Origin of the sequence: Stenotrophomonas sp. 1337, from assembly GCF_031455455.1 — a bacterium.
Classification (GTDB): domain Bacteria; phylum Pseudomonadota; class Gammaproteobacteria; order Xanthomonadales; family Xanthomonadaceae; genus Stenotrophomonas; species Stenotrophomonas indicatrix.
Map to the genome: position 1 here is coordinate 52087 of NZ_JAVDSR010000011.1, position 23139 is coordinate 75225.

At 66.4% G+C, this 23139-nt stretch carries 21 protein-coding genes; 6 read left to right on the forward strand and 15 right to left on the reverse strand.

Going from position 1 to position 23139, the window contains the following annotated elements:
• The first annotated feature begins 10 nt into the window (after positions 1-10).
• Positions 11-889 carry a hypothetical protein gene (locus J2X70_RS15375; protein ID WP_309911094.1) on the forward strand — a complete coding sequence of 293 codons (879 nt, stop codon included), beginning with the start codon at positions 11-13 and terminating at the stop codon, positions 887-889.
• 58 nt (positions 890-947) lie between these two features.
• Positions 948-2231, forward strand: a complete 1284-nt coding sequence (gene purD / locus J2X70_RS15380) for a phosphoribosylamine--glycine ligase (protein ID WP_309911096.1) — start codon at positions 948-950, stop codon at positions 2229-2231.
• A gap of 129 nt (positions 2232-2360) precedes the next feature.
• Here purD and rpoH read toward each other — a convergent pair whose 3' ends face one another.
• The 6 genes from rpoH to rhlB all read right to left on the reverse strand — a co-directional run bounded on the left by rpoH (position 2361) and on the right by rhlB (position 8569).
• Positions 2361-3236, reverse strand: coding sequence for an RNA polymerase sigma factor RpoH (gene rpoH / locus J2X70_RS15385; RefSeq protein ID WP_025878613.1), 876 nt, complete (start codon positions 3234-3236; stop codon positions 2361-2363).
• Positions 3237-3490: 254 nt separating this feature from the next.
• The gene (gene ung, locus J2X70_RS15390) at positions 3491-4216 is read right to left on the reverse strand and encodes a uracil-DNA glycosylase (protein WP_033832381.1); all 726 of its coding nucleotides are present in this window, start codon (positions 4214-4216) and stop codon (positions 3491-3493) included.
• 9 nt (positions 4217-4225) lie between these two features.
• The gene (locus J2X70_RS15395; RefSeq protein ID WP_025878611.1) at positions 4226-5068 is read right to left on the reverse strand and encodes a response regulator; all 843 of its coding nucleotides are present in this window, start codon (positions 5066-5068) and stop codon (positions 4226-4228) included.
• A 7-nt stretch (positions 5069-5075) separates the two neighbouring features.
• The gene (gene ftsX / locus J2X70_RS15400; protein WP_025878610.1) at positions 5076-6023 is read right to left on the reverse strand and encodes a permease-like cell division protein FtsX; all 948 of its coding nucleotides are present in this window, start codon (positions 6021-6023) and stop codon (positions 5076-5078) included.
• A gap of 2 nt (positions 6024-6025) precedes the next feature.
• Complete coding sequence (gene ftsE, locus J2X70_RS15405) at positions 6026-6712, reverse strand: cell division ATP-binding protein FtsE (RefSeq protein WP_025878609.1); 687 nt, start codon at positions 6710-6712, stop codon at positions 6026-6028.
• Between the two features lie 126 nt (positions 6713-6838).
• The gene (rhlB, locus tag J2X70_RS15410; RefSeq protein WP_025878608.1) at positions 6839-8569 is read right to left on the reverse strand and encodes an ATP-dependent RNA helicase RhlB; all 1731 of its coding nucleotides are present in this window, start codon (positions 8567-8569) and stop codon (positions 6839-6841) included.
• 512 nt (positions 8570-9081) lie between these two features.
• On the opposite strand from rhlB, the gene trxA reads away from it, so the two are divergent.
• The 3 genes from trxA (at position 9082) to J2X70_RS15425 (ending at position 13219) form a co-directional block, all read left to right on the forward strand.
• Complete coding sequence (trxA, locus tag J2X70_RS15415) at positions 9082-9411, forward strand: thioredoxin (RefSeq protein ID WP_025878607.1); 330 nt, start codon at positions 9082-9084, stop codon at positions 9409-9411.
• Between the two features lie 228 nt (positions 9412-9639).
• Positions 9640-11421: a transcription termination factor Rho gene (gene rho / locus J2X70_RS15420; protein WP_033832384.1), complete on the forward strand. Its 1782-nt coding sequence runs from the start codon at positions 9640-9642 to the stop codon at positions 11419-11421.
• Positions 11422-11644: 223 nt separating this feature from the next.
• A complete protein-coding gene (locus J2X70_RS15425) occupies positions 11645-13219 on the forward strand; it encodes a sensor domain-containing diguanylate cyclase (protein ID WP_309911101.1) in 1575 nt (524 codons plus the stop codon).
• A 58-nt stretch (positions 13220-13277) separates the two neighbouring features.
• Here the strand turns inward: J2X70_RS15425 and J2X70_RS15430 are convergent, their stop codons facing one another.
• Both J2X70_RS15430 and aceK read right to left on the reverse strand, forming a co-directional pair.
• The gene (locus J2X70_RS15430) at positions 13278-14153 is read right to left on the reverse strand and encodes an energy transducer TonB (protein ID WP_309911103.1); all 876 of its coding nucleotides are present in this window, start codon (positions 14151-14153) and stop codon (positions 13278-13280) included.
• A 65-nt stretch (positions 14154-14218) separates the two neighbouring features.
• The gene (gene aceK, locus J2X70_RS15435) at positions 14219-15949 is read right to left on the reverse strand and encodes a bifunctional isocitrate dehydrogenase kinase/phosphatase (RefSeq protein WP_025878603.1); all 1731 of its coding nucleotides are present in this window, start codon (positions 15947-15949) and stop codon (positions 14219-14221) included.
• Positions 15950-16126: 177 nt separating this feature from the next.
• On the opposite strand from aceK, the gene J2X70_RS15440 reads away from it, so the two are divergent.
• Positions 16127-16873, forward strand: a complete 747-nt coding sequence (locus J2X70_RS15440) for a KilA-N domain-containing protein (protein ID WP_025878602.1) — start codon at positions 16127-16129, stop codon at positions 16871-16873.
• Positions 16874-16936: 63 nt separating this feature from the next.
• Here the strand turns inward: J2X70_RS15440 and J2X70_RS15445 are convergent, their stop codons facing one another.
• From J2X70_RS15445 to J2X70_RS15475, 7 genes are all read right to left on the reverse strand, one after another.
• Complete coding sequence (locus tag J2X70_RS15445; RefSeq protein WP_025878601.1) at positions 16937-17296, reverse strand: hypothetical protein; 360 nt, start codon at positions 17294-17296, stop codon at positions 16937-16939.
• Between the two features lie 51 nt (positions 17297-17347).
• The gene (locus J2X70_RS15450) at positions 17348-17764 is read right to left on the reverse strand and encodes a roadblock/LC7 domain-containing protein (protein ID WP_309911105.1); all 417 of its coding nucleotides are present in this window, start codon (positions 17762-17764) and stop codon (positions 17348-17350) included.
• Positions 17757-18305, reverse strand: coding sequence for an ATP/GTP-binding protein (locus J2X70_RS15455; RefSeq protein ID WP_025878599.1), 549 nt, complete (start codon positions 18303-18305; stop codon positions 17757-17759). The genes J2X70_RS15450 and J2X70_RS15455 overlap by 8 nt, the downstream gene beginning before the upstream one ends.
• Positions 18298-19245 carry a hypothetical protein gene (locus tag J2X70_RS15460; RefSeq protein ID WP_309911107.1) on the reverse strand — a complete coding sequence of 316 codons (948 nt, stop codon included), beginning with the start codon at positions 19243-19245 and terminating at the stop codon, positions 18298-18300. The genes J2X70_RS15455 and J2X70_RS15460 overlap by 8 nt, the downstream gene beginning before the upstream one ends.
• Before the next feature lie 303 nt (positions 19246-19548).
• Positions 19549-21771: an NADP-dependent isocitrate dehydrogenase gene (locus J2X70_RS15465; protein ID WP_033832390.1), complete on the reverse strand. Its 2223-nt coding sequence runs from the start codon at positions 21769-21771 to the stop codon at positions 19549-19551.
• Between the two features lie 377 nt (positions 21772-22148).
• Positions 22149-22652, reverse strand: coding sequence for a hypothetical protein (locus J2X70_RS15470; protein ID WP_025878596.1), 504 nt, complete (start codon positions 22650-22652; stop codon positions 22149-22151).
• A 47-nt stretch (positions 22653-22699) separates the two neighbouring features.
• On the reverse strand, positions 22700-22993 hold the full coding sequence (locus J2X70_RS15475; RefSeq protein WP_025878595.1) for a LysM peptidoglycan-binding domain-containing protein: 294 nt from the start codon (positions 22991-22993) through the stop codon (positions 22700-22702).
• Between the last annotated feature and the right edge of the window lie 146 nt (positions 22994-23139).

The window sequence follows — 23139 nt, forward strand, 5'->3', positions numbered from 1 at the left end:
AGCGACACGGATGTCTGCAGTCTCTTTGAAACCGCTTGCCGTGCTCGCCTTCGCCGGCACGACCCTGCTGGCCGGCTGCAAGCCGGCCGCCGAGCCCGCATCTGCCCCGCAGGCAGATGCGGCAAAGCCCACCGCCAGCGAACCGGCAGCGCATGTCAGCCGCACCGCGCGGCTGCAGGCGTTCCTGACCGGGCGTTACGGCAAGGACGCCAAGCTTTCCGGCCAATGGCGCGGCAGCTGGACCCAGGACGATGAAACGCGCGCGATCGACTGGCAGGTCTGCGCCGAGCAGCCGGTGGTGACCGGCGACAGCTGGCAGCAGCTGCTGGCGGTGTGTGGTGCGCTGGTCGATGGCGCGCATATCGACCCGGGAACGATCGAGTTCTTCGTGCTGCAGCCCAAGGGCGATGGCTTCGGGGTGACCAGCGAGCTGACCGGCGAGCGCTTCGGCAGTGGTGGCCAGCCCGGCACCGCCAGCATCATCCGCGCCGGCAGCGATTTCTATGGCTTCCGCGTCGAGGATGGCTGGTTCGGCCAGGGCTTCTCGCTGCTCTCGCAGACCCTGGTGCTGCCGGGCCCGAAAGGCCTGACCAGCACCGGCAACGTGCGCAGCCACATCGACAACGACGCCCAGTACGAATGCGAGAACGTCGATGCGGCCGCCGATCCCGATGCCGCCGAAGACTGCCGCACCCGCCGCTTCAGCATCGATTTCGCACTGCGTTTCGACGACAGCGACCGCAGTGCGCGCATCTGGCCACTGCTGATCGAGGAATCCGGCAACACCTGCGGCGGCAAGCGGGTGCGTCAGGAGCACCGCTTCACCCTGGACCCGAAGTCCTGGACCTACTCCTTCCCCGAATCGCTGCGACGCGAAGGCTGCGAATGACGCACACGCGCCGCCGGGGACCTGGAACTTCCCTTCCCACGCAATCTGGAATCTCGTGATGAACGTACTTGTCATCGGCTCTGGCGGCCGCGAACACGCCCTGGCATGGAAGCTGGCCCAGTCCTCCCGTGTCACTGAAGTGCTCGTGGCGCCCGGCAATGCCGGCACCGCCAACGAAGACAAGTGCCGCAACGTCGCGGTGAAGGTCACCGACATCGATGGCCTGCTCGCCCTGGCCCAGGCCGAAGGCGTTGCGCTGACCGTGGTCGGCCCGGAAGTGCCGCTGGTGGCCGGCGTGGTCGACCGCTTCCGCGCCGCCGGCCTGCGCATCTTCGGGCCGACGGCGGCGGCCGCACAGCTGGAAGGCAGCAAGGCCTACGCCAAGGATTTCCTGGCACGCCACAACATCCCCACCGCGTTCTATTCGGTGCACACCGAGGTGGACGCGGCACTGGCCTACCTGCGCGAGAAGGGCGCGCCGATCGTGGTCAAGGCCGATGGCCTGGCCGCCGGCAAGGGCGTGATCGTGGCCATGACCCTGGCCGAGGCTGAAGACGCAGTGCGCGACATGCTCTCGGGCAACGCCTTCGGCGATGCCGGCGCACGCGTGGTGATCGAGGAATTCCTCGACGGCGAGGAAGCCAGCTTCATTTCAATGGTCGATGGCGTGCATGCACTGCCGATGGCCACCTCGCAGGATCACAAGCGCGTCGGCGACGGCGACACCGGCCCGAACACCGGCGGCATGGGTGCGTACTCGCCGGCCCCAGTGGTCACCCCGGACGTGCACGCCCGCGTGATGCGCGAGGTGGTGAACCCGACCGTGCAGGGCATGATCGCCGACGGCATCCCGTTCACTGGTTTCCTCTACGCCGGCCTGATGATCGATGCCAGCGGCGCGCCGAAGGTGATCGAGTTCAACGTGCGTTTCGGCGACCCGGAAACCCAGCCGGTGATGCTGCGCCTGCAGTCGGACCTGGTCGACCTGGTGGACGCGGCGATCGATGGCCGCCTGGACCAGGTGGATGCGCAGTGGGATCCGCGCCCGTCGCTCGGCGTGGTGCTGGCCGCCAGGCCGTACCCGGAAATGCCGATCACCGGCGAGGTGATCTCCGGCCTGGATGATGTGCCGGCAACGGCCAAGGTGTTCCATGCAGGAACGACGCTGGATGCGCAGGGCCAGGTGCTCAGCGCCGGTGGCCGCGTGCTGTGCGTGGCAGCACTGGGTGACAGCGTGCGCGAGGCGCAGGCGAACGCGTACGCGGGCGTGGCGAAGGTGACCTGGGACAACGAGTTCCACCGCACCGACATCGGCTGGCGCGCGATCGCGCGGGAAATCTGAGACCGCGCTGATCCACGCGTGGCGTGGATCTACTGGATCGCGACGTAGATCCACGCCATGCGTGGATCCAGCAGGAAAAAAAAGGCCCGGCAATGCCGGGCCTTTCCATTACTCAAACGCTTCGCCACCTTATGCGGTGAACAGCGCCTTCATCTTCTTCAGCGCGTTCGCTTCAACCTGGCGGATACGCTCGGCCGATACGCCGTACTCGTCCGCCAGCTCCTGCAGCGTCACCTTGCTGTCCGCATCCAGCCAACGGCGGCGGATGATGTCGCGCGAACGCGCATCCAGTTCCGCCAGGCCTTCGCGCAGCAGCTGCATCTGGTTGTCTTCGCTGTCCTCGCGCTCGTAGGCCATCGACGGATCTTCGTCATTGGCCACCAGATACGCAGCTGGCGACGGCGGCGCGTGGTCGTTGTCTTCATCGGTGGGGGCATCGAAACCGATATCGCGGCCGGACAGGCGCGATTCCATTTCCAGCACCTCGCGCTCGGACACGTTCAGGTCCTTGGCCACCGCACTGACTTCGGCCGCGTTCATCCAGCCCAGGCGCTTCTTCGACTTGCGCAGGTTGAAGAACAGCTTGCGCTGCGCCTTGGTCGTGGCGACCTTCACGATGCGCCAGTTCTTCAGGATGAACTCGTGCATCTCGGCACGGATCCAATGCACGGCGAAGGACACCAGGCGCACGCCCATGTCGGGGTCGAAGCGCTTGACCGCCTTCATCAGGCCGATGTTGCCTTCCTGGATCAGGTCGCCCAGCGCAAGGCCGTAGCCGTTGTAACCGCGGGCCACGTGCACCACGAAGCGCAGGTGCGAGTGCACCAGCTCACGGGCAGCGTCCAGATCGTTGCCGTCGCGGAAGCGACGGGCCAGGTCCTGTTCGTTATCGACCGACAGCACCGGAATCTGGTGCACGGCACCGATATAGGCGTCCAGCGAACCGAGCGCACTGGGAATCGGCAGATTGTTTGCCACAAGGGCAGTAGAGGTGTTCTGGCTCATAGGCACCCATCTTAGCAGTCTGGGATTTGGACTGCTAAAGGAGGAAAAAGTTCCAGCATTCCACTGATGAAACACTGGTCCCAAACAGAACCCTACCGTAACGCGATTTGATGACAGTGGCGAGCGCGCTTTTCGGGATACACAATCCCTTGGAATTCAACCCACTAGCCCGGAAAGCCCGGCTATTCCGGGTCAAAGGCAGCTGAACAGGTGGCGGTTTCGCCCATTCACCATGGGGCAGCGTTGTTCGCCGTTCAGCCCGATGGCGCCAGCGTCGCCCGCGGCGGCAGCGACCAGTCGATCGGCGCCTGCCCGCGGCGCTGCAGGTACTCGTTGGCCATCGAGAAATGACGGCAGCCGAGGAAGCCGCGGTGGGCCGACAGCGGCGAGGGATGCGGCGCTTTCAGCACGCGGTGGCGGCCGGTATCGATCACCTTGCCCTTCTGCTGCGCGTAGGCACCCCAGAGCATGAACACCAGGCCCTCGCGCTCACGGTTCAACACGTCCACCACGTGGTCGGTGAAGCCTTCCCACCCGCGCCCCTGGTGCGCACCGGCCTTGCCCTCTTCCACCGTCAGCACCGCGTTGAGCAGCAGCACGCCGCGCTGCGCCCACGGGATCAGGCAGCCGTGGTCCGGGCGGGCAATACCGAGGTCACCCTCGATTTCCTTGTAGATGTTCAACAACGACGGCGGCACCGGCACGCCCGGCTGCACCGAGAAACTCAGGCCATGGGCCTGCCCACGGCCGTGGTACGGGTCCTGGCCGAGGATGACCACTTTCACCTGATCGAACGGGGTCGCATCAAAGGCGGCGAAGATCTGCGGTCCAGGCGGGAACACCGCCGCACCGCTGGCCTTGCGCTGCCGCAGGAAGCTGGACAGCTCGCGCATCTGCGGCTGCAGCAGGTAATCGCCCACACGCTGTTTCCAGCTCGGTTCCAGCTGGATCGCCGGGGTGTCCACTACTTCATCGATCATCGCAACACGTCATCGCAACAGGGGTCCATCATTCAACCGGGCCAGCCGCAGCTGGAACAGCACCTTGGTGATCAGCAGGCGCTCTTCGATCGGCTTCAGCACCAGATCGTTGGCGCCGGCCTGCAGCAGGCCGGTCTGGTTGTGCGGATTGCCATCGCCGGTCATCACCAGCACCGGCAGGCGGCGCTTGCCGTAGCCGAAGTCCACGCGCACGCGCTGCACCACGTCGCGGCCGCTCAGCTCTCCCTTCAGGGTCACATCGGTCAGCACCAGATCGATGCGATGGCGGCTGCGCCCGAGCGATTCGGCGGTGAGCAGGGTAAACGCTTCTTCGGCGCTGACCACATGCATCACGTTGAGCTGCTGGCGCTCGAGCATGCGCTTGGTCGCCTCGGCCACCACCCGGCTGTCCTCGATGTAGAGGATGGTCGCGCCGGGAATGGTCTGCGGCTGCACGTAGCCGCGCACGAAGGTCGCCAGGGCCTCGTGGCCCAGCGATTTGTCGAAGTAGTCGGTGACGTACTCGGTGAAGCGGCGCTGCTCCAGGTGCTGCTGGGCGTCGCCGGAGACCACGATCACCGGCACATAGGCCTGCCCTGCCGCTTCGCGCACCATCCGCGCCAACGCCAGGCCGTCGCCATCGCGCAGGGTCAACGAGGTGGTGACCAGATCGACCGGCCCCTGCGCCAGCGCATGCTGTGCGTCTTCGATGCTGTCGCAGCCGATCACCTCCACGCCCGGCAGATCGCGCTGCAGGACGTCGGCGATCAGCTTGCGCACCAGCTTGGAGCCGTCAACCACCATCACCCGCGTCGCGGGCCCTTCAAGGTGCTTCAGCGCTTGCGGTTGCATGCCGGTCTCAGGTGTCGGTCGGGCGGGTCTGGCGGAGGAAGTGGCCGGTCACCAGCCATGCACCCAGCCAGCCCAGCAACAAGGTGCCAAGCAGCACCAGGCTGCCATGCAGCAGGTCCAGGCCATGCAGCACAAACGGGCTGCCGTAGCTGCGCGACAGCTCGGCCAGCGGCGCGCGCAGGGCGGCACCGGCAATGCCGATCAGGCCCAGCGCGACCGCACCGGCGCCCAGGCCATACCAGGCGCCCAGGTACAGGAACGGGCGGCGGATGAAACCATCGCTGGCGCCGAGCAGCTGCAGCACGCCGATTTCCTCGCGGCGGGCCTGGATGTCCAGGCGCACGGTGTTGCCGACCACCAGCGCGGCACCGGCGCCGAGCAGCACCGACAGCACCTGCACCAGCCGCGCACCAAACGCGAGCCAGGCATCCAGGCGCTGCCGCCACAGGGCGTCGTGCTGCACCAGGTCGGCACCGGGCAGGCTTTCCAGCGCGCGTGCCAGTCGTGCATCGTCCTGGCCCTGGCCGGGGGTGACCACCAGCAACGAGGGCAACGGGTTGTCGTTGAGTGCGTCGATGGCTTCGCCGAGGCCGGCCTGGCGCAGTTCCTCCAGGCCCTGCTCCGGCGTGCGCACGGTGACACTGGCCACGTCCGGCCGGTCGCGCAGCTCCCCGGCCAGGCGCAGCGCACCCGGGCCGTCGACGTCCGCCTTCAGGAAGACATTGATGTCGCGCGACTGCTGCACGCTGCCGGCAAACTGCTTGAGGTTGTCCAGCGCGATCGACAGGCCCAGCGGCAGCGCCAGGGCCAGCGCCATGACCATCACGGTCAGCAGCGTCGCCCACGGCTTGCGGCAGGCACGGCCGAGGCTGAACACCACGCTGTGCACGTGGTGCTGGAACCACACGCCCAGGCGCGACGGTGCAGCAGCTTCGGTGTTTTCGTTCTTGGCCATGGTTACTCCGCCAGATCCTGCGGCGAGATGTCGTCCACCAGCCGGCCGTGGTCGAGGATCAGCACGCGCTTGCGCATGTGGCGCAGCAGCGGCAGGTCATGGCTGACCACCAGCACGCTGGTGCCGCGCGCAGGCAGCTCGGCGAACAGGGACATGATCTCGGCCGCCAGGGTGGGATCGAGGTTGCCGGTCGGCTCGTCGGCCACCAGCAGCTTGGGCTCGCCGACGATGGCCCGGGCGATGCCGACGCGCTGCTGCTCACCGGCCGACAGCTGCGAGGGCAGCGCCTTCTCGCGGTGACCAAGGCCCATGCGCTCGAGCACCGAACGCACGCGCTTGTTGATGTCGCCACGGCGGGTGCCGCGCAGGATCAGCGGCAGGGCCACGTTCTCGGCGATGGAGCGGTCCATCAGCAGGCGGTGGTCCTGGTAGACCGCGCCAACCGCGCGTCGATGCCGCGGCACATCACCGCCGCGCACCTTCAGCAGGTTGCGCTCGTCGAACATCACCGCGCCGCGGCTGGGCCGCTCGTCGAGGTGGATCAACTTGAGCAGGGTGCTCTTGCCCGCCCCGGAGTGACCGGTGACGAACAGCATTTCGCCCGGCGCGACCTCGAAGCTGACATCGGTCAGGGCTTCGTGGCCACCGGCGTACTGTTTGCTGACATTGTCGAAGCGCAGGACACTCATGCCCCGATTATGCAGGACCGGCGCGACAGATCGGTAGCGCCGGGCCATGCCCGGCGAAAACCTTCCGGCATCGCGGCCCCGGACGGAGGCCGCTGCGCTCGCCGGGCGTGGCCCGGCGCTACCGGCTTAATTGCCGGACAGCATCCGGCGGATCTTGCGGCCGATACGGGTCAGGAACGAGTCGCCGGCATCGGCGCTGGTACGCACCGGCTTGGCCACCACCTGCACCGGGGTAACCGGGCTGGCGCCGTTGCCGGCGTTGCTTGCCACACCTTCGGCGCCCTCGACCGGACGGCCGTGGCGACGACGACGGCGCTTGCGCGGCTTGCGCTCGCCGTCCACCGCACCTTCCGGCGCAGCTTCAGCGCGCGGCGGACGCGGGGCCTGCACGGCAGCAGCTTCAGCCGTCACTGCACCCTCGACTGCGGCGGCAGCAACCTGCTCACCTTCCACACGCGGCTTGCGCGGGCCACGCGGACGGCGTTCGCCGCTACGCTCGCCATCGCGGCCACCACGCCCAGCGCCAGCACCACTGCCGGAGCGACCGCCACTACGGCCGCCGCCACGACGCTCTTCCTCGGCGGCGCGCGCTTCGCGTGCTTCGCGGAAGATCTGGCCGACGCTTTCGTTCTCGTCGCCTTCCTCGCCCGGTGCCGGGGCGGCACGCTCAGGGCGCGGCAGCGACGTCAGGATCTCGCTGGTGACCGCTTCGACCGGGATCTTCTGTTCGATGTAGGCCTCGATGTCCGGCAGGCCCATCGCATAGCGCTCGCAGGCGAAGCTGATGGCATCGCCTTCCTCGCCCAGGCGGGCGGTACGGCCGATGCGGTGCACGTAGTCTTCGGCGTCGAACGGCAGGTCGTAGTTGTAGACGTACTTGATGCCGTCGATATGCAGGCCGCGGGCGGCCACATCGGTGGCCACCAGGATTTCCAGCTGGCCCTTCTGGAAGCGGTTGAGCAGGCTCTCGCGCTTCTTCTGCGGCACGTCGCCGGACAGCACGCCGACGCGGTAGCCGGAACGCTCCAGCGAACGGGCCACGCGCTCGACGAACACCTTGGTGTTGACGAAGACCATGGTGCGCGCGCCTTCGCTGCGCGACAGCAGGCCCAGCAGCAACGGGATCTTCTCTTCGTCGGCCGGGAAGTAGATGCGCTGGCGCACGCGCGCGGCGGTGATGGTCTCGGCTTCGACCACCAGCTTCTGCGGCTCGTTCATGTGCTCATAGGCCAGCTCGAGCACGCGGTGGCTCAAGGTGGCGCTGAACAGCAGGGTCTGCCGGGTGGAGCGCTCGGGCATGCGGCGCAGCAGGAAGCGGATGTCCTTGATGAAGCCCAGGTCGAACATGCGGTCGGCTTCGTCCAGCACGCAGATCTCGCAGGCGTGCAGCGACACCACCTTGTGCTGCTTGACGTAGTCGATCAGGCGGCCGGGGGTGGCGATGATCACGTCCACGCCCTGCTGCAGGATCTCGCGCTGCTTGTCGTAGTCAACGCCGCCGTAGACCAGCGCGAAACGCAAACCCAGGTCCGAACCGAACTTGACCGCATCCTTGTGGATCTGGATGGCCAGTTCGCGGGTGGGGGCCAGGATCAGCGCGCGCGGGTCTTCCGGCTTGCGATCGGCCAGTGCCGGGCGGGTCAGCAGGCGGTTCACGACAGCGACCAGGAAGGCCAGCGTCTTGCCGGTGCCCGTCTGGGCCTGGCCGGCGACGTCGCCACCGGGCAGCGCGACCGGCAGGGTCAGCGCCTGGATGGGCGTGCAGCGGGTGAATCCGGCTCCTTCAAGACCGGCCTGCAGGGCCGGATGCAGATCAAAGGAGGAAAAAGTCAAATCGGTCAGCGGTTTGTCGCTCATGTGTCCGTCTTGGTATGGCCACGCGCCTGCGGGCGGCGGCACTGAAATCTGTCTGGGGCTCCGTCGCAAACTGCGGCCCCTGCGGCGGGTCGGGCTGGCCGGGACCCCTCGGGTCCGCGCGCCGCACAATGCCCCAGTTTACCGCACTCGGGCCAGCAAACCGGAATCGGGCGTCTCACAGCTTACAGAGACGCGCCTCTTCACCCCGCAGTACCGCGCTTGAACAGCGGCGCGGGCTCCCATGGCCTACCGCGCCAGCACCCCCATTTCAGCCATGGACAGTGACATCGGACACATACCGGGCTCAGCACCGATCACGATACGCTGGGTTCCAGCCAGCATCTGTCCCTGCCCTGCGATAGGGGTACACTGCCGGCCGTGAGCGTCCAGGCATCCCGCCGAACGCACCGTGGCAGTCCGCCGCGAGGCAACGACGAGGGTCACGCCACCGGGCATGGCCCAGTTCACCCACCTCCGGCCTGGCCGGGTGCAATCCAAGACGAGAAACCAAGATGAGCGACAAGGTTGTACACGTCGGCGATGCCGACTTTGATAGCGCCGTACTGAATTCCAAGGAACCGGTGCTGGTCGATTTCTGGGCCGAGTGGTGTGGCCCGTGCAAGATGATCGCCCCGGCGCTGGATGAACTGGCCGATGCCTACCAGGGCCGCGCCAAGATCGCCAAGGTCAACGTGGACAACAACCGCGCCCTGGCCGCCAAGTACCACGTGCGTTCGATTCCCTACCTGGTCGTCTTCAAGGACGGCGAGAAGGTGGGCGAGCAGATCGGTGCCGTTGGCAAGGCCCAGCTGGCCGGCCTGCTGGACAAGGCCCTGGCCTGATCCCGCGCTTTCCGGCAGCCGTTTTCGACGGCTGCCGGGCAGGCGCCCCGGCGCCTGACTGAATACCGTATCCGGCGACCCTTGCGTGGCGCCGCGGGCCGATGATAGTGTCGGCACATCCGGCCGCGTTCGCGTGCCGCATCTTCTGGACGCAGTTTCTTCCAGACCCATTCCCAATGTTCGCCGCCCCAGCCGGGCGCTCGCACCTTCAAGCGAGGAATAACGCTCTTGTCCGATAACACTCCCGAAACCGGTAGCGCTGATGCGCCCGCCGAAAAGCGCGTGCGCAAAGCCCGCGTAACCAAGGCTGCCGCTCCGGCCGCCGCCGAAACCAGCGCCGCCCCTGCGCAGCCTGCCCTGCCGCTGGCAGCCGCGCCCGAGGCGCCGGCACCGGCCGCAGCGCCTTCCGCGCCGAGCGCACCCGCCGCCGAGGCCCCTGCCAGCAGTGGCGGCGGCGAAGGTGGCGAGGGCCGCGAATCCGGCCAGCCGCGGCAGTCGCAGCAGAACAACCAGGGCGGTGGCCAGAACCAGAACCCCTACAACCAGGGCGGTCAGCAGGGCCAGCAAGGCCAAGGCAACCGCCGTGACCGTTTCCGCAACCGCCGCGACCGTGATCGCAATGGCGGCGGTGGTGGTGGCGGTGGTGGCAACGGCGGTCGCTTCCGCGACGACGGCATGCCCAACGACAACGGCGAACAGCAGCCGTTCGTACCGCGTCCGCACGCCAACGTCCCCGAAGGCTTCCCGGTCTATTCGCTGAGCGACCTCAAGCGCATGCCGGCCCAGAAGCTGCTGGAGATCGCCGAGCAGCTGCAGATTTCCGAAGGCGTGGCCCGTGCCCGCAAGCAGGACGTGATCTTCGCGCTGCTGAAGGTGCTGACCCGCCACGGCGACGGCGTTGCCGCCGACGGCGTGCTGGAAATCCTGCCGGACGGCTTCGGCTTCCTGCGCGCGGCCGAGGCCAGCTACCTGGCCGGCCCGGACGACACCTACATTTCGCCCAGCCAGATCCGCCGCTTCAACCTGCGTACCGGCGACCACCTGTCCGGCCGCATCCGCTTCCCGAAGGACGGCGAGCGCTACTTCGCGCTGTCGATCGTGGACACCATCAACGGTGAGCCGCTGGAAGCGTCGAAGAACAAGGTGCTGTTCGAGAACCTGACCCCCCTGTTCCCGCGTCGCCGCTTCACCCTGGAGCGCGGCAACGGTTCGTCGGAAGACATCACCGGCCGCATCCTCGACCTGATGGCACCGCAGGGCAAGGGCCAGCGCTCGCTCATCGTGTCCCAGCCGAAGGCCGGCAAGACGATGATGATGCAGCAGGTGGCCACGGCCATCACCACCAACCATCCGGACGTGCACCTGATCGTGCTGCTGATCGACGAGCGCCCGGAAGAAGTGACCGAAATGCAGCGCACCGTGCGCGGCGAGGTCATCAGCTCGACCTTCGACGAACCGGCCGCGCGCCACGTGCAGGTGGCCGAAATGGTCATCGAGCGTGCCAAGCGCCTGGTCGAGCACAAGAAGGACGTGGTGATCCTGCTCGACTCGATCACCCGCCTGGCGCGTGCCTACAACAACGTCGTGCCGAGCTCGGGCAAGGTGCTGACCGGTGGTGTGGACGCCAACGCCCTGCATCGCCCCAAGCGCTTCTTCGGTGCCGCGCGCAACGTGGAAGAAGGCGGCAGCCTGACCATCATCGCCACCGCGCTGGTCGATACCGGCTCGAAGATGGACGAGGTGATCTACGAAGAGTTCAAGGGCACCGGCAACAGCGAAGTGCACCTGAGCCGTCGCATCGCTGAAAAGCGCGTGTTCCCGGCCATCGACATCAACCGTTCGGGCACCCGTCGCGAAGACCTGCTGATCGAGCCGGAGCTGCTGCAGAAGATCTGGATCCTGCGCAAGCTGCTGCATCCGATGGATGAAATGACGGCGATGGAATTCCTGCTCGACAAGATGAAGAACACCAAGTCCAACGACGAGTTCTTCGGTTCGATGAAGCGCTGATCGCGCGGCATTGATGGAATACGGAAAGGCCCCGCAGTGCGGGGCTTTTTCTTTGGGCGGCGGCAGGGCAAACGGCTTCACTTCGCGGCCCGGTGATTTGGCGATAATCTGCAGGACAAATGCCTGACTCTCCGCCCCGACCGCGCTGGCCGGGCCGCCGATTCCCGCTGTTGCCCCATCCGGAGGATCCGGCGGGTCCAGCCCTGCCCGATCCTTCAACTGCATGCGCACACTGTCTCCCCGGCTCAACCTGGGCAAGCTGATCCTTGCCCTGGCCCTGCTCAGCGCCGTCATCGCCCTGGCCAATACGCTGCTTGCCAGCTATCGCGTGCAGCGCGACCAGCTGGTGGGCAACACCCTGGAAGCCAACCGCGTGTACGCCACCAAGCTGGCCGAGACCACGCAGGACTTTCTGCTGGCCGCGCAGCAGCAGCTTGCCTACGCCGCCACCCGGCTTGGCAACAGCGACATGGATCCGGCCCAGGCGCAGGATGAGGCCCGTCGCCTGCAGCTGCAGTCCAGCAGTTTCAACTCTTCGCTGGTGGTGGCCAATGACGGGCGGGTGATCGCGACCTCGCCGCAGAGCCTGCAGCTGCAGGGCGAGATCCTGCGCAGCACGGGCAACCAGGCAGCGTTGGAACGGCGCCAGCCGATGATCAGCGATCCCTACCAGTCGGCCACCGGCAAGCTGCTGATCTCGATCTCGCACCCGGTATTCGACCGCAGCGGCCAGTACCGGGGCTATGTGAGCGGCACCCTGTACCTGCGCCAGCGCAGTGCACTCAACACCCTGCTGGGTACGCACTACTACCGCGATGGTTCCTACCTGTACGTGGTGGACCGCCATGGCCGCCTGATCTATCACAACAACCCCAAGGAAGTGGGCACCTACGCGTTGAACAACCCGGCGGTGAAAGAAGTGATGCGCGGCCAGCGCGGTGCGCAACAGGTGCGCAACAACCACCAGGTGGCGATGCTGGCCGGTTACGCGCCCGTGGCGGCAACCGGCTGGGGCATCGTCGCGCAGCGCCCGACCGAGGCGACGCTGCAGCCGCTGTCACGCCTGATGTCGGCGGTGATCTGGAATGCCATTCCGCTGGGCGTGCTGTCGCTGCTGATCACCTGGTGGTTCGCCCGCCGCATTTCGCTGCCGCTGTGGCAGCTGGCGCGCAACGTGCAGGACGGCGAAGACACCGGCAATGCGATCAGCCACGTCAATGGCATCCGCGCCTGGTACTTCGAAGTGGCGCAGCTGAAACAGGCCGTGCTGTACAGCTTCAATGCGCTGCAGGACCGGATCGGCACGCTCAACCGCGCCAGCCGTACCGATCCGCTGACCGGCCTGCTCAACCGTCGCGGGCTGCAGCAGGCGCTCGACGCGCTGCAGGCGCAGGGCCTGCCGTTTGCGATCCTGACGCTGGATATCGACCGCTTCAAGTCGATCAACGACAGCCACGGTCACGACATCGGTGATGCGGCCATCGTGCATATCGCCGAACAGATGCGCCGCCATTCGCGCGAGACCGACGTGCTGTGCCGCGCCGGTGGCGAGGAGTTCCTGGTGCTGCTGCCGGGCGTTGGCATCGAAGCGGCCCGGCAGACCGGCGAGCGCCTGCGCCAGGCCATCGCCGACGAACCGTTTGCTCCGGTGGGCACCATCACCGTGTCACTGGGAGTGGCCCACTTCCCCAGTTTCCATACCGATCCGGAACAGGCACTGCGCTTGGCCGACAAGGCCCTGTACCTGGCCAAGGAACAGGGCCGCAACCGGGTGGTGGTATACCCGCACGCCGATTGAGCACATCGATTCGAGCGGGATGCGCCGGGGCAGGCCCGGCGCATCCCGCAATGACGCATCAGCCCAGCGGGGTCAGCAGGCGCGGGCCTTCCTGCGCACGACCGACCATGTACACACCGCCTTCGGGCAGCAGGTCGCTTCCGGCGGCCAGGGCTTCCTCGCCGGTCTTCCACGGCGCCTGCTGGCGCGGGCCGGGAATGTACGCGCTCCAGCGGCCGTAACGCTCGCTCTGCTTGTCGAAGAAATAATTGACCGGCACGCGCACGGTCCAGAAGTCCCGGTCCTTGTCCTCGCCGGTAGTGGGCGGGTTGAAGGTCCATTCGCGGGCGCTCCTGACGCTGGCCTTGGCAAGCACGTCGCGCAGCTGGTTCATCGTACGCTCGGGACCGACCACGGTCAGGTTGGTCTGCTCGGCAATTACGTCAGCTACCTTGCCATCACGCCCGACCTTGACCAGAAGCATGACAGTGCCCTGCCCGCGGATCGATGCCGCCTGCGGTGGGTAGACCGGTGCGCGCGTCTTCGCTGCGGTGACGTCATCGGTGCTCGGCGCACTGGATCCGCCGAGCTTGCCGAAGCGGGCATCAACCACCCGTACCTGCATGCTGTTGCCCTCCATGTTGCCGGCAATCAGACGCAGGTGGACGGTAGTACGGGCAGGCATCGGCTTGCCGTCGACCAGCGTCGGCTCAAAGCGCCAGCTCTGCACCGCCTTGTCGACGAACCCCGCTACGCCAGCATCAACCTTCTCGCGACGATCGAGCTGGAACCCTTCAACCTGGCCTTCGCGGCCGATGTCGATGACCCCGCTGAGGGTCATGCTGGCCTCGGCCTGCCTGCGTACCTCGCGCGCGGTCTGTGCATCGGCGGTATCGATCAGGGCGCCACCGCCAGACACCGCAAGGGCCAGTGCCAGGAAAAGAGAAGAACGCATCATTGCCGATCCTTGGTGATGAAAGTGCCGAGATTACCCGAGTTCCTCGCCGTCGGCGCGGCCAATCACGCCAACCGCTGCGCAGCCGAATACGGTGGCGTGTCCGGATAATCGCCCGCCGCAAAGCGCGCCTGCAGCCCCTGCCACCAGGCGGGATCGAACAGGTGGCGATAGTGCTCGCGCACCGCTGCCAGTTCCTGCCCGGGCAAGCCCATGAACGGCCCGAACCGCTCAGGGAAAACATCGCGCGGACCGACATGGAACCAGGGCTCATCGGCCATCGCTTCTTCCGGAGAGCTTGGCTTGGGCCAGGCCCGGAATACGCAGTCGCTGACCAGGCACAACTCGTCGTAGTCGTAGAACACGGCACGGCCGTGGCGCGACACGCCGAAGTTCTTCGGCAGCATGTCACCGGGGAAGATGTTGTTGCGCGCCATGTCGGTGATCGCCTGCGCGTAGTCGAGTACCGCTGCGCGCACGGCCTCGCCAGCCTGTTCGCGCAGATAGAGATTCAATGGCCGGAAGCGACGCTGCACGTAGCACAACGCGATCTCCACCTCGTCGCCATCCACGCGCACGCTCTGCGCGCACTGCTGCAGCAGCTCGTCCAGCAGCACCGGGGCGAAGCGTTCGCGCGGGAAACGCAGATGCCGGTAGGGCTGTGCGTCAAGCAGGCGACCGACACGGTCGAGGTTGAACACCAGGGCGTACTTCTCCTCCACCTGCTGCCGCGACATCGTCTTGGGCCAAGCGAAACGATCGCGGATCAGCTTGAACACCAGCGGGTAACTGGGCAGGGTGAACACCGCCATGACCATGCCCGGCGTGCCTTCGGCATGCGCCAGACGCTCGTTCGGGTGTTCATTGAAGTGGCGGAAGAACGTCCGGTAGCGCTCGGTCTTGCCCTGTTTGGCGCGTCCGAGCACGGTATAGATCTCGTCGATCGGCTTGCCCGGCAGCAGGCTGCGCAGGAACACCACCGCATCGCCAACCGTACCCAGGTCAGCCTGGAAATAGCTGCGCGACACGCCGAACAGATGGGCCACATCGCGACGCCGGGTCAGCACGGCATCGGCGCGCAGGCCCTGGTCGTCATTGACCAGCGCGATCACGCACGGCGAGAAACGGTGTTCACCGAACACGCGCCCGACCAGATAGGCGCGACGCTCGCGGTAGAACACGGTATCGAGCAGCTCGATGCTGCGTACCGGCGTGTCGCCCCAGTGCGCCAGATCGTCCTGCAGGCGCACGGCGATGGCGGCGGCACAGCGCAACTGGTGCGCATACGGAACATCGAAGCGGTAGTCGGCCAGCACCCGTTGCAGTGCCTCTACCGGCCGCGTCGGCGAGACCGCGTAGGTGTGGCGCGCCACCGGATGGGTGATCGCATCGGAGGGCTCGACATCGAAGGCGATGAACTCCACTTCCGGGTCCACACCGCGGATGGCGAACAGCCGTCGCGACAACGTGTTGTAGAAGGTCTTGTAGAGCTCGGCGTCGATCAGGCCCTGCAACAGGGCACTGAAGTGCGCGTGCACCTGCAGCCACAGCGCGCGTTCGCTGATGGCGTCACCGGCCAGCCGCCGCAGCGCATCCATCTGCTCGGCGATGCACTGGTCGTACAGGGCGATGCGCTCCACCGCATCGTGGCGCGCCGCCGCCCAGTCGCGCTGCTGGAAACGCAGCCGGGCACGCGCCGTGATCGCGGCAAAGCGGGCGTGATACTGCTCGAAACCATCGCGGATGGCCTCGGCGATGCGCGGTGCCAGTTCGGTTGCAGTGACAGGATCGGACATGCACGACGTATCCGGGGAAACCGATCTCACCATACGCTGGCGTGGGGTAGCTTGTGTAGAGCCGAGCCACGCTCGGCTGCTGCTGCCTCAGAGAACCAGACAAACGCAACCATTCCTACAGACCCCGGGCGACTGCATTGCCTACTCTTTCAGGCCCATAACGGCATGAGGTGACGCATGCAGCAAATGACCCTGATCCCACGCATGGAGGAAGGCAACGTAATCCCGCAACGGGTACGCGACGGCTACATCAGCGCGACGGCGCTCTGCCAGTCAGTGGGCAAGCGCTGGTCGGACTATCGGTCGCTGAAATCCACCGGTGAGTTCATCGAGGAGCTGACCCTGCAGACCGGCCTCCCGGAGGACCAGCTCATCCATGTGGTGTCCGGGGGCAATGCGGCGATGCAGGGCACCTGGATCCACCCTTACCTTGCCATCAATCTCGGCCAATGGTTGTCACGCAAATTCGCGGTGAAGGTGTCGCAATGGGTGGTGGAATGGCAGCAGGGCCGGGCGAACGCCGTCATGCCCGCCCACATCGAGCGCTACATGCAGAACCGCTCGAAAGTGCCCTACACGCATTTCTCGATGTTGAACGAGCTGACCCTGAACCTGATCGCGCCACTGGAGCAGGCGGGCTATACGCTGCCGCAGGAGCTGGTGCCGGACATCTCCGAGGGCCGGCTGTTCTGCAAGTGGCTGCGCGATCACAAGGGCATCGATCCCAACACCTTCGACACCTATGAGCACAGCTATCCAGACGGCCGCAACGTGCAGGCAAAGCTCTATCCGAACGAGCTCTACGAAGACTTTCGCCGGCACTTCAACGAAACCTGGCTCCCACTGCATGCGCCCAGATACTTTGCTGCGCGCGACAGGCAGGCGCTGACCTTCGTACGCACGCTTCTGCTGCCTTCGACATGACATCACAGCGGACCGATCCCTGGGCTGCCGTGCAGCACCAGGGATCGGTCCCACCGAGCCGGCTCAGATCGCCAGTTCGGCCTCCACGTCCTGCACCTTGCGCCGCGCCAGGGCGAGGTTGGACTTGGTCCGGTCCAGCACGATGTAGAAGAACAGGCCCTTCTTCTTCGCCACCGGGCGCATGATGTGATACGCCTTGCCGAGCGAGATCAGGATGTCCTCGATGCCATCGTTGAGGTTGAGCGAGGCGGCGGTTTTCATCTTCGCGCGGATCACTTCGGTGTTGCCGGCCGCCGCCACTTCCATGTCCATGCCCGAACCGGCCTCGCCCAGCAGCATGCCGCTTTCGTAGTCGACCAGCGCCACGGCCTGCGCGCCATCGATACCCATCAGTGCAGTCAACGAATCATTCAATCCAGCCACGTTGCACCCCTCTCAATGTTGGTCGAGCCCCTCGTTCCCCTGCGGCCGGGCTCACGATCCGCTGAGTTCGGCCAGGATCGCCTGGCCACATTCCCTGCTCTGCCACAGCACCTGGCCGATCACGCTGCGCTGGTCGCAGGCCGCCATCAGCAGCAGCGGCGCTCGCCCCTCGGCCTGGATGGCCAGCATCAGTACCTTGCCGCCGGCGGCCTCCAGCATCAGTGTCTGCAGATCGCCCAGTGCCAGTTCGCGTCCCACTGCTGCGGCCAGGGCCAGCATCGCGCTGGTCATCGCCGCCAGGCGTTCGCCGCGCCCCTGCGCACCAGCACTGACCAGGGCAAAGCCATCGACGCTGGCCAGCACCACGGTCCGCACCCCTTCCACCCGCTGCTGCAGGTCCTGCAGCAGCGGCTGCAGGCGCTCGCGCTGCTGCGCGTCCGGCAACGGCGCGCCTTGTCCATCAGCCATGTGCGGCCACCAGTGCATGCGCTTCCATTTCGCTCATCAGTACGTCCATCAGCAGCAGTCCTTGTTCACGATCGCGGGCATCCACCGCCAGCAACGGCAGCGGCTGGCCATCGAGCCGGGCGCGCTCGGCCCAGTCATCCAGTGCCGCTGCCGGCACCTGGTCAAGATGGGTCACCGCCACCACCAGGGCCAATGCCGGACCGAACGGGCGCAGCACCTGCAGGTAGGCGTCCAGCTCGGCGGCCACCCCGGCACGGCGCGCGTCCAGCAGCAACACCGCACCGCGCGCACCCTGCAACAGGATCGGCCACAGGAAATCAAAGCGCTGCTGGCCAGGCGTGCCATACAGGCGCAGCCTCTCGCCGTTGGGCAGGTCGATATCGGCGTAGTCCAGCGCCACCGTGGTCGAAGCCTTGTCGGCACCCGCGCGGTCACTGTTGGCTACGTCGGTGTCGACCACCGCACCGGCGGCGATGCTGCGTACCAATGTCGACTTGCCGCTGCCCATGCCACCGAGCACCACCACCTTGTGCTCACGCATCGCGGTCACCCCCGCGCAGCGTGCGCCACAGGCGTGCGAGCAGGCCGTTGTCGGCATTGCTGGCACGCGCACCCGCCAGCGGTACTGCAGGTGCGACCTGCAGCTGCGCATAACCGCACAGGTAGGCGGCGTGGATGAAATCGCGCACGGCGGCGGCGGGAAGATCCAGCAGCATCGCGCATTCGTCCACCGTGCAGGCACGCTTGAGCAGCAGCGAACATAGACGGAAGCCATCGTGATCGTGGCCGAGCACGCGGAAGTCCGGCCAGCGCAGCAGCTTCACCGACGCCCCGCGCAGGCGCTCATCCAACGCCTGCCAGTGACGGCTGCGCTGCGCCCATTGCCACAGCAACGGACGCAACGGCAGTCGCGTGCGGTCACCCGCCAGTGCCTGCAGCTGCGCCGGCAGCAGCGCATCCAGATACAGGTGCTCGAAGCCCTGCGCCAGCCGTTCCACCAGCACCGTAGCCGGCTCGTGCAGCAGCACCGCCTGGTCCTGTTCCAGATCCAGCAGCAGCAGCGGCTCTCCACCCTCGCCCAGCAGCGCCTGGCCCTGCCGCGATGGCAGCCGCTCGCGCAGCAGGCGGGTGATCGCATGCGCGCCGTCAGCCAAGCGGATCGGTGTCGCATCGGTGCCGGTCTGCATGCCGCGCAGCGCCCGCCCTATCGCGCCATCATCCAGTACGTCCTGGCCGCCATCGCCTTCGCGCAACTGGCCGCCGAGGTCCTCGATCCAGCAGTGCAGGCGGGGGCGCTGCTGGCGCATGCGCAGTGCCGCGTTGCGCAGCGCCGGCGTATCGCGGATCACCAGCAGATCGCAGTCGTCCAGGTCCTGGCTGCGGCGGATCTGTCCGTCCGGCAGCGCCGAGGCCATCCGCAGCCTCTGCAGCAGGGCCTGTTCGCCCTGGATGTCGGTTCCCACTACGAGCACGCGTGCCATCCGTGTTCCCCGTGCGACCACCTCCCCGGCGGTCTCGCATCGCCAAGGCTAGGCCATGGCTTGCCGCCATCGTCGTGATCGACTGCTCATATTGGTGGCAGTGGTGAACATGCATGCGTCCGTTCTGCGACGGCCATCGCGGGCAAGTTTCATGCCGTGTTGACGGCGTTCCGACAGATGACGGATTTCACGGTTTTGTGCAGCTCCCGTCCGCGCGTGGACAGGCACCAGCGGCATGCGGGCAAAAAGAAACCCGCGCCGAGGCGCGGGTTTCTTTCCAGGTCTCAACCGGGCGGCGATGAATCAGCCGCGCAGCTGCTCCAGCGCGGCATTGAAAGTCGCGCTCGGACGCATTGCGGCAGCGGCCTTGGCCACATCCGGACGGTAGTAGCCGCCGATGTCCACGGCCTTGCCCTGCACCGCGATCAGCTCGTCAACGATCTTCTGCTCGTTGTCGGCCAGCGCCTTGGCCAGCGGAGCGAAGCGTGCCTGCAGTGCGGCATCTTCGTTCTGCGCTGCCAGGGCCTGCGCCCAGTACAGGGCGATGTAGAAGTGGCTGCCACGGTTGTCGATGCCACCGAGCTTGCGCGACGGCGACTTGTCGTTGTCGAGGAACTGGCCGTTGGCCTCGTCCAGTGCCTTGGCCAGCACGCGGGCGGCAGCGTTGTCGTAGCGGTTGCCCAGATGCTCCAGCGACGCGGCCAGGGCCAGGAACTCACCCAGCGAATCCCAGCGCAGGTAGTCCTCTTCGACGAACTGCTGCACGTGCTTCGGCGCCGAACCGCCAGCACCGGTCTCGAACAGGCCGCCACCGGCCATCAGCGGCACGATCGACAGCATCTTGGCGCTGGTGCCCAGCTCCATGATCGGGAACAGATCGGTGAGGTAATCGCGCAGCACGTTGCCGGTCACCGAAATGGTGTCCTCGCCCTTGCGGATGCGGGCCAGCGAGAAGGTGGTCGCTTCCACCGGCGGCAGGATGCGGATATCCAGGCCGGTGGTGTCGTGGTCCTTCAGGTACGTCTCGACCTTGGCGATGACCTGCGCGTCGTGGGCGCGGGCGGCGTCCAGCCAGAACACGGCCGGGGTGCTGCTCAGGCGCGCGCGTTCGACGGCCAGCTTGACCCAGTCCTGGATCGGCGCGTCCTTGGTCTGGCACATGCGCCAGATGTCACCGGCTTCCACGGCGTGTTCGAACACCACGTTGCCGGCCTCGTCGGTGACCTTGACGACGCCGTCGGCAGCGATCTGGAAGGTCTTGTCGTGCGAGCCGTACTCTTCAGCCTTCTGCGCCATCAGGCCGACGTTGGGCACCGAGCCCATGGTTGCCGGGTTGAAGGCACCGTTGCTGCGGCAGTCGTCGATGACAGCCTGGTACACGCCGGCATAGCAGCGGTCCGGAATGACCGCCTTGGTGTCCTGCAGCTTGCCTTCGGCATTCCACATCTTGCCGGAGTCGCGGATCATCGCCGGCATCGAGGCGTCGACGATCACGTCGCTCGGCACGTGCAGGTTGGTGATGCCCTTGTCCGAGTTGACCATGGCCAGGCCCGGACGCTGCGCGTACTCGGCCTGCAGGTCGGCTTCGATGGCGGCACGGGTGGCTTCGGGCAGCGACGGCAGGCGCGCGACCAGATCACCGATGCCGTTGTTGGCATCGAAACCGGCCTGCTTGAGCGTGTCGGCGTGCTTGGCGAGCACGTCCTTGTAGAACTCGTTGACGACCACGCCGAACATGATCGGGTCGGAGACCTTCATCATGGTCGCCTTCAGGTGCAGCGAGAACAGCACGCCCTGCGACTTGGCGTCGGCGATCTGCGCATCGATGAAGGCGGCCAGCGCCTTGCGGCTCATCACTGCCGCGTCGACGATCTCACCGGCCTTGACCGCGGTCTTTTCCTTCAGCACGACGGTGCTGCCGTCCTTGCCGTGCAGGGTGATCTTCAGCGCGCCGGCGTTGGCCAGGGTGGCCGACTTCTCGCTGCCGTAGAAATCACCCGCGTCCATGTGCGCAACGTGCGACTTCGAATCGGACGCCCAGGCGCCCATGCGGTGCGGGTGCTTGCGGGCGTAGTTCTTCACCGACAGCGGCGCGCGCCGGTCGGAGTTGCCTTCGCGCAGCACCGGATTGACTGCGCTGCCCTTGACCTTGTCGTAGCGCGCCTTGTAGTCGCGCTGCTGGTCGTCGGCCGGGGTCTCCGGGTAATCCGGCAGCGGATAGCCCTGGTCCTGCAGTTCCTTGATGGCGGCCTTCAGCTGCGGCACCGAGGCGGAGATGTTCGGAAGCTTGATGATGTTGGCGTCGGGGGTGGTCGCCAGCTGGCCCAGCTCGGCCAGGTCATCGTTGACCTTCTGCGCATCGCTCAGCAGTTCCGGGAACAGCGACAGGATGCGTCCGGACAACGAGATGTCACGGGTTTCCACTGCGATGCCCGCGGTGGAGGTATAGGCGTCGACGATCGGCAGCAGCGACTGGGTGGCCAGGAACGGTGCTTCGTCGGTCAGCGTGTAGAGGATCTTGGACATGGGGGACTTGGACTCTGTAGCAGTGCTCAGGGGAAGGCCGGCGCCAGCGCCGGGCCACGTGCAACCGTGTCACTTTCCCCGCCGCCGTCAGGGTGGGCGCGCGCCGGGGAAACCCCTGCATTGTCGCGTTTTCAGCCGCGCGGGGCAAAGCCGTGCCATACGCGGCGGTACTGCACGCCGGCAACGCTGTGATCCATCCACGCATGCCGTGGGTCTGCCGAAACATCGCCGCGCGAGGATCGGCCAGGTGTCTGCACCCGTACCCGTAGATCCACGCCATGCGTGGATAAGGCCTTCCCGCAACGCCACCAACAAAAAAGGACGCAGCCTCGCGGCTGCGTCCATCGTGAGTCCAACCGGGAGAGAGTCGGCGGGACTTACTTGACCTCGAACTCCTGCGGCGTTCCGGCCGCCTTACCATCAACCATGACTTCGGCGCGGTACTTGCCGGCCGGCCAGCCATTGGCATTCTTGAAGGTGATGTTGGTGGTCTCTGCACCGCTGGTGTTCAGGGTTGCGTTCTGCTCACCGGCCACCTGGCCATCCTGGAAGGTCAGCTTGGCGCCGACGGTGACATTGTTGGCCGCGCCATCGGTCTTCACCGAGACGATGACATCGTCCTTCGGCGCGAACAGGGCAGCCGTGGTGACCGACTTGTCAGCTGCGGCGGTCTTGCCGACAGTGACCGCCGATACCGCTACGGCCGATGCAGCCATCGGCGGCGGTGCGCCGGTCATCGGAGCGGGCGCCTCGGCCGGCGTGGTTGCCGCCGGAGCAGCGTTGTTGTCTGCGGTTTCTTCCTTCTTCTTGCAGCCCACCAGGGCGACGCTGCCCAGCAGCGCGGCCAGCAGGGCATTCTGAAGCGGGGTCGTCTTGATCATTCGGGGTTCCTCCAAGGATTGTTCGGACGGCGATTGGATCGCCGGTATTACTTCGGCGGCAGTTTCAGGGTCTGGCCCGGGAAGATCTTGTCCGGGTCGTCGAGCACATCGCGGTTGGCTTCGAAGATCTTCTTCCAGGCGTTGGCATCGCCCAGGTGCTGCTTGGCGATCTTCGACAGCGAATCACCCTTCTGCACGGTGTAGGTGCCACCGCTGACCACCTCGGCGGTACTGTCCACCGAAGCACTGACGCCGGAAAAGTCCGCCTTGGGGACCTGCTGGGCGGTACTGTCGACGCTGCCACTGACGCCGGAGAAATCGGCTTTCTTCTCGGTACTCATCCACACACTCCCGTCTGTATGACTACATGGCTGGCACGGTGTCATAGAGGTTGTTAAATGGGGATGGTGCCGATGTGAAGCCGCCCCCCGGGGCGGCTGAACAATCGGGGCCCAACCGGTAGCGCCGGCCATGCCGGGCGGCTCCG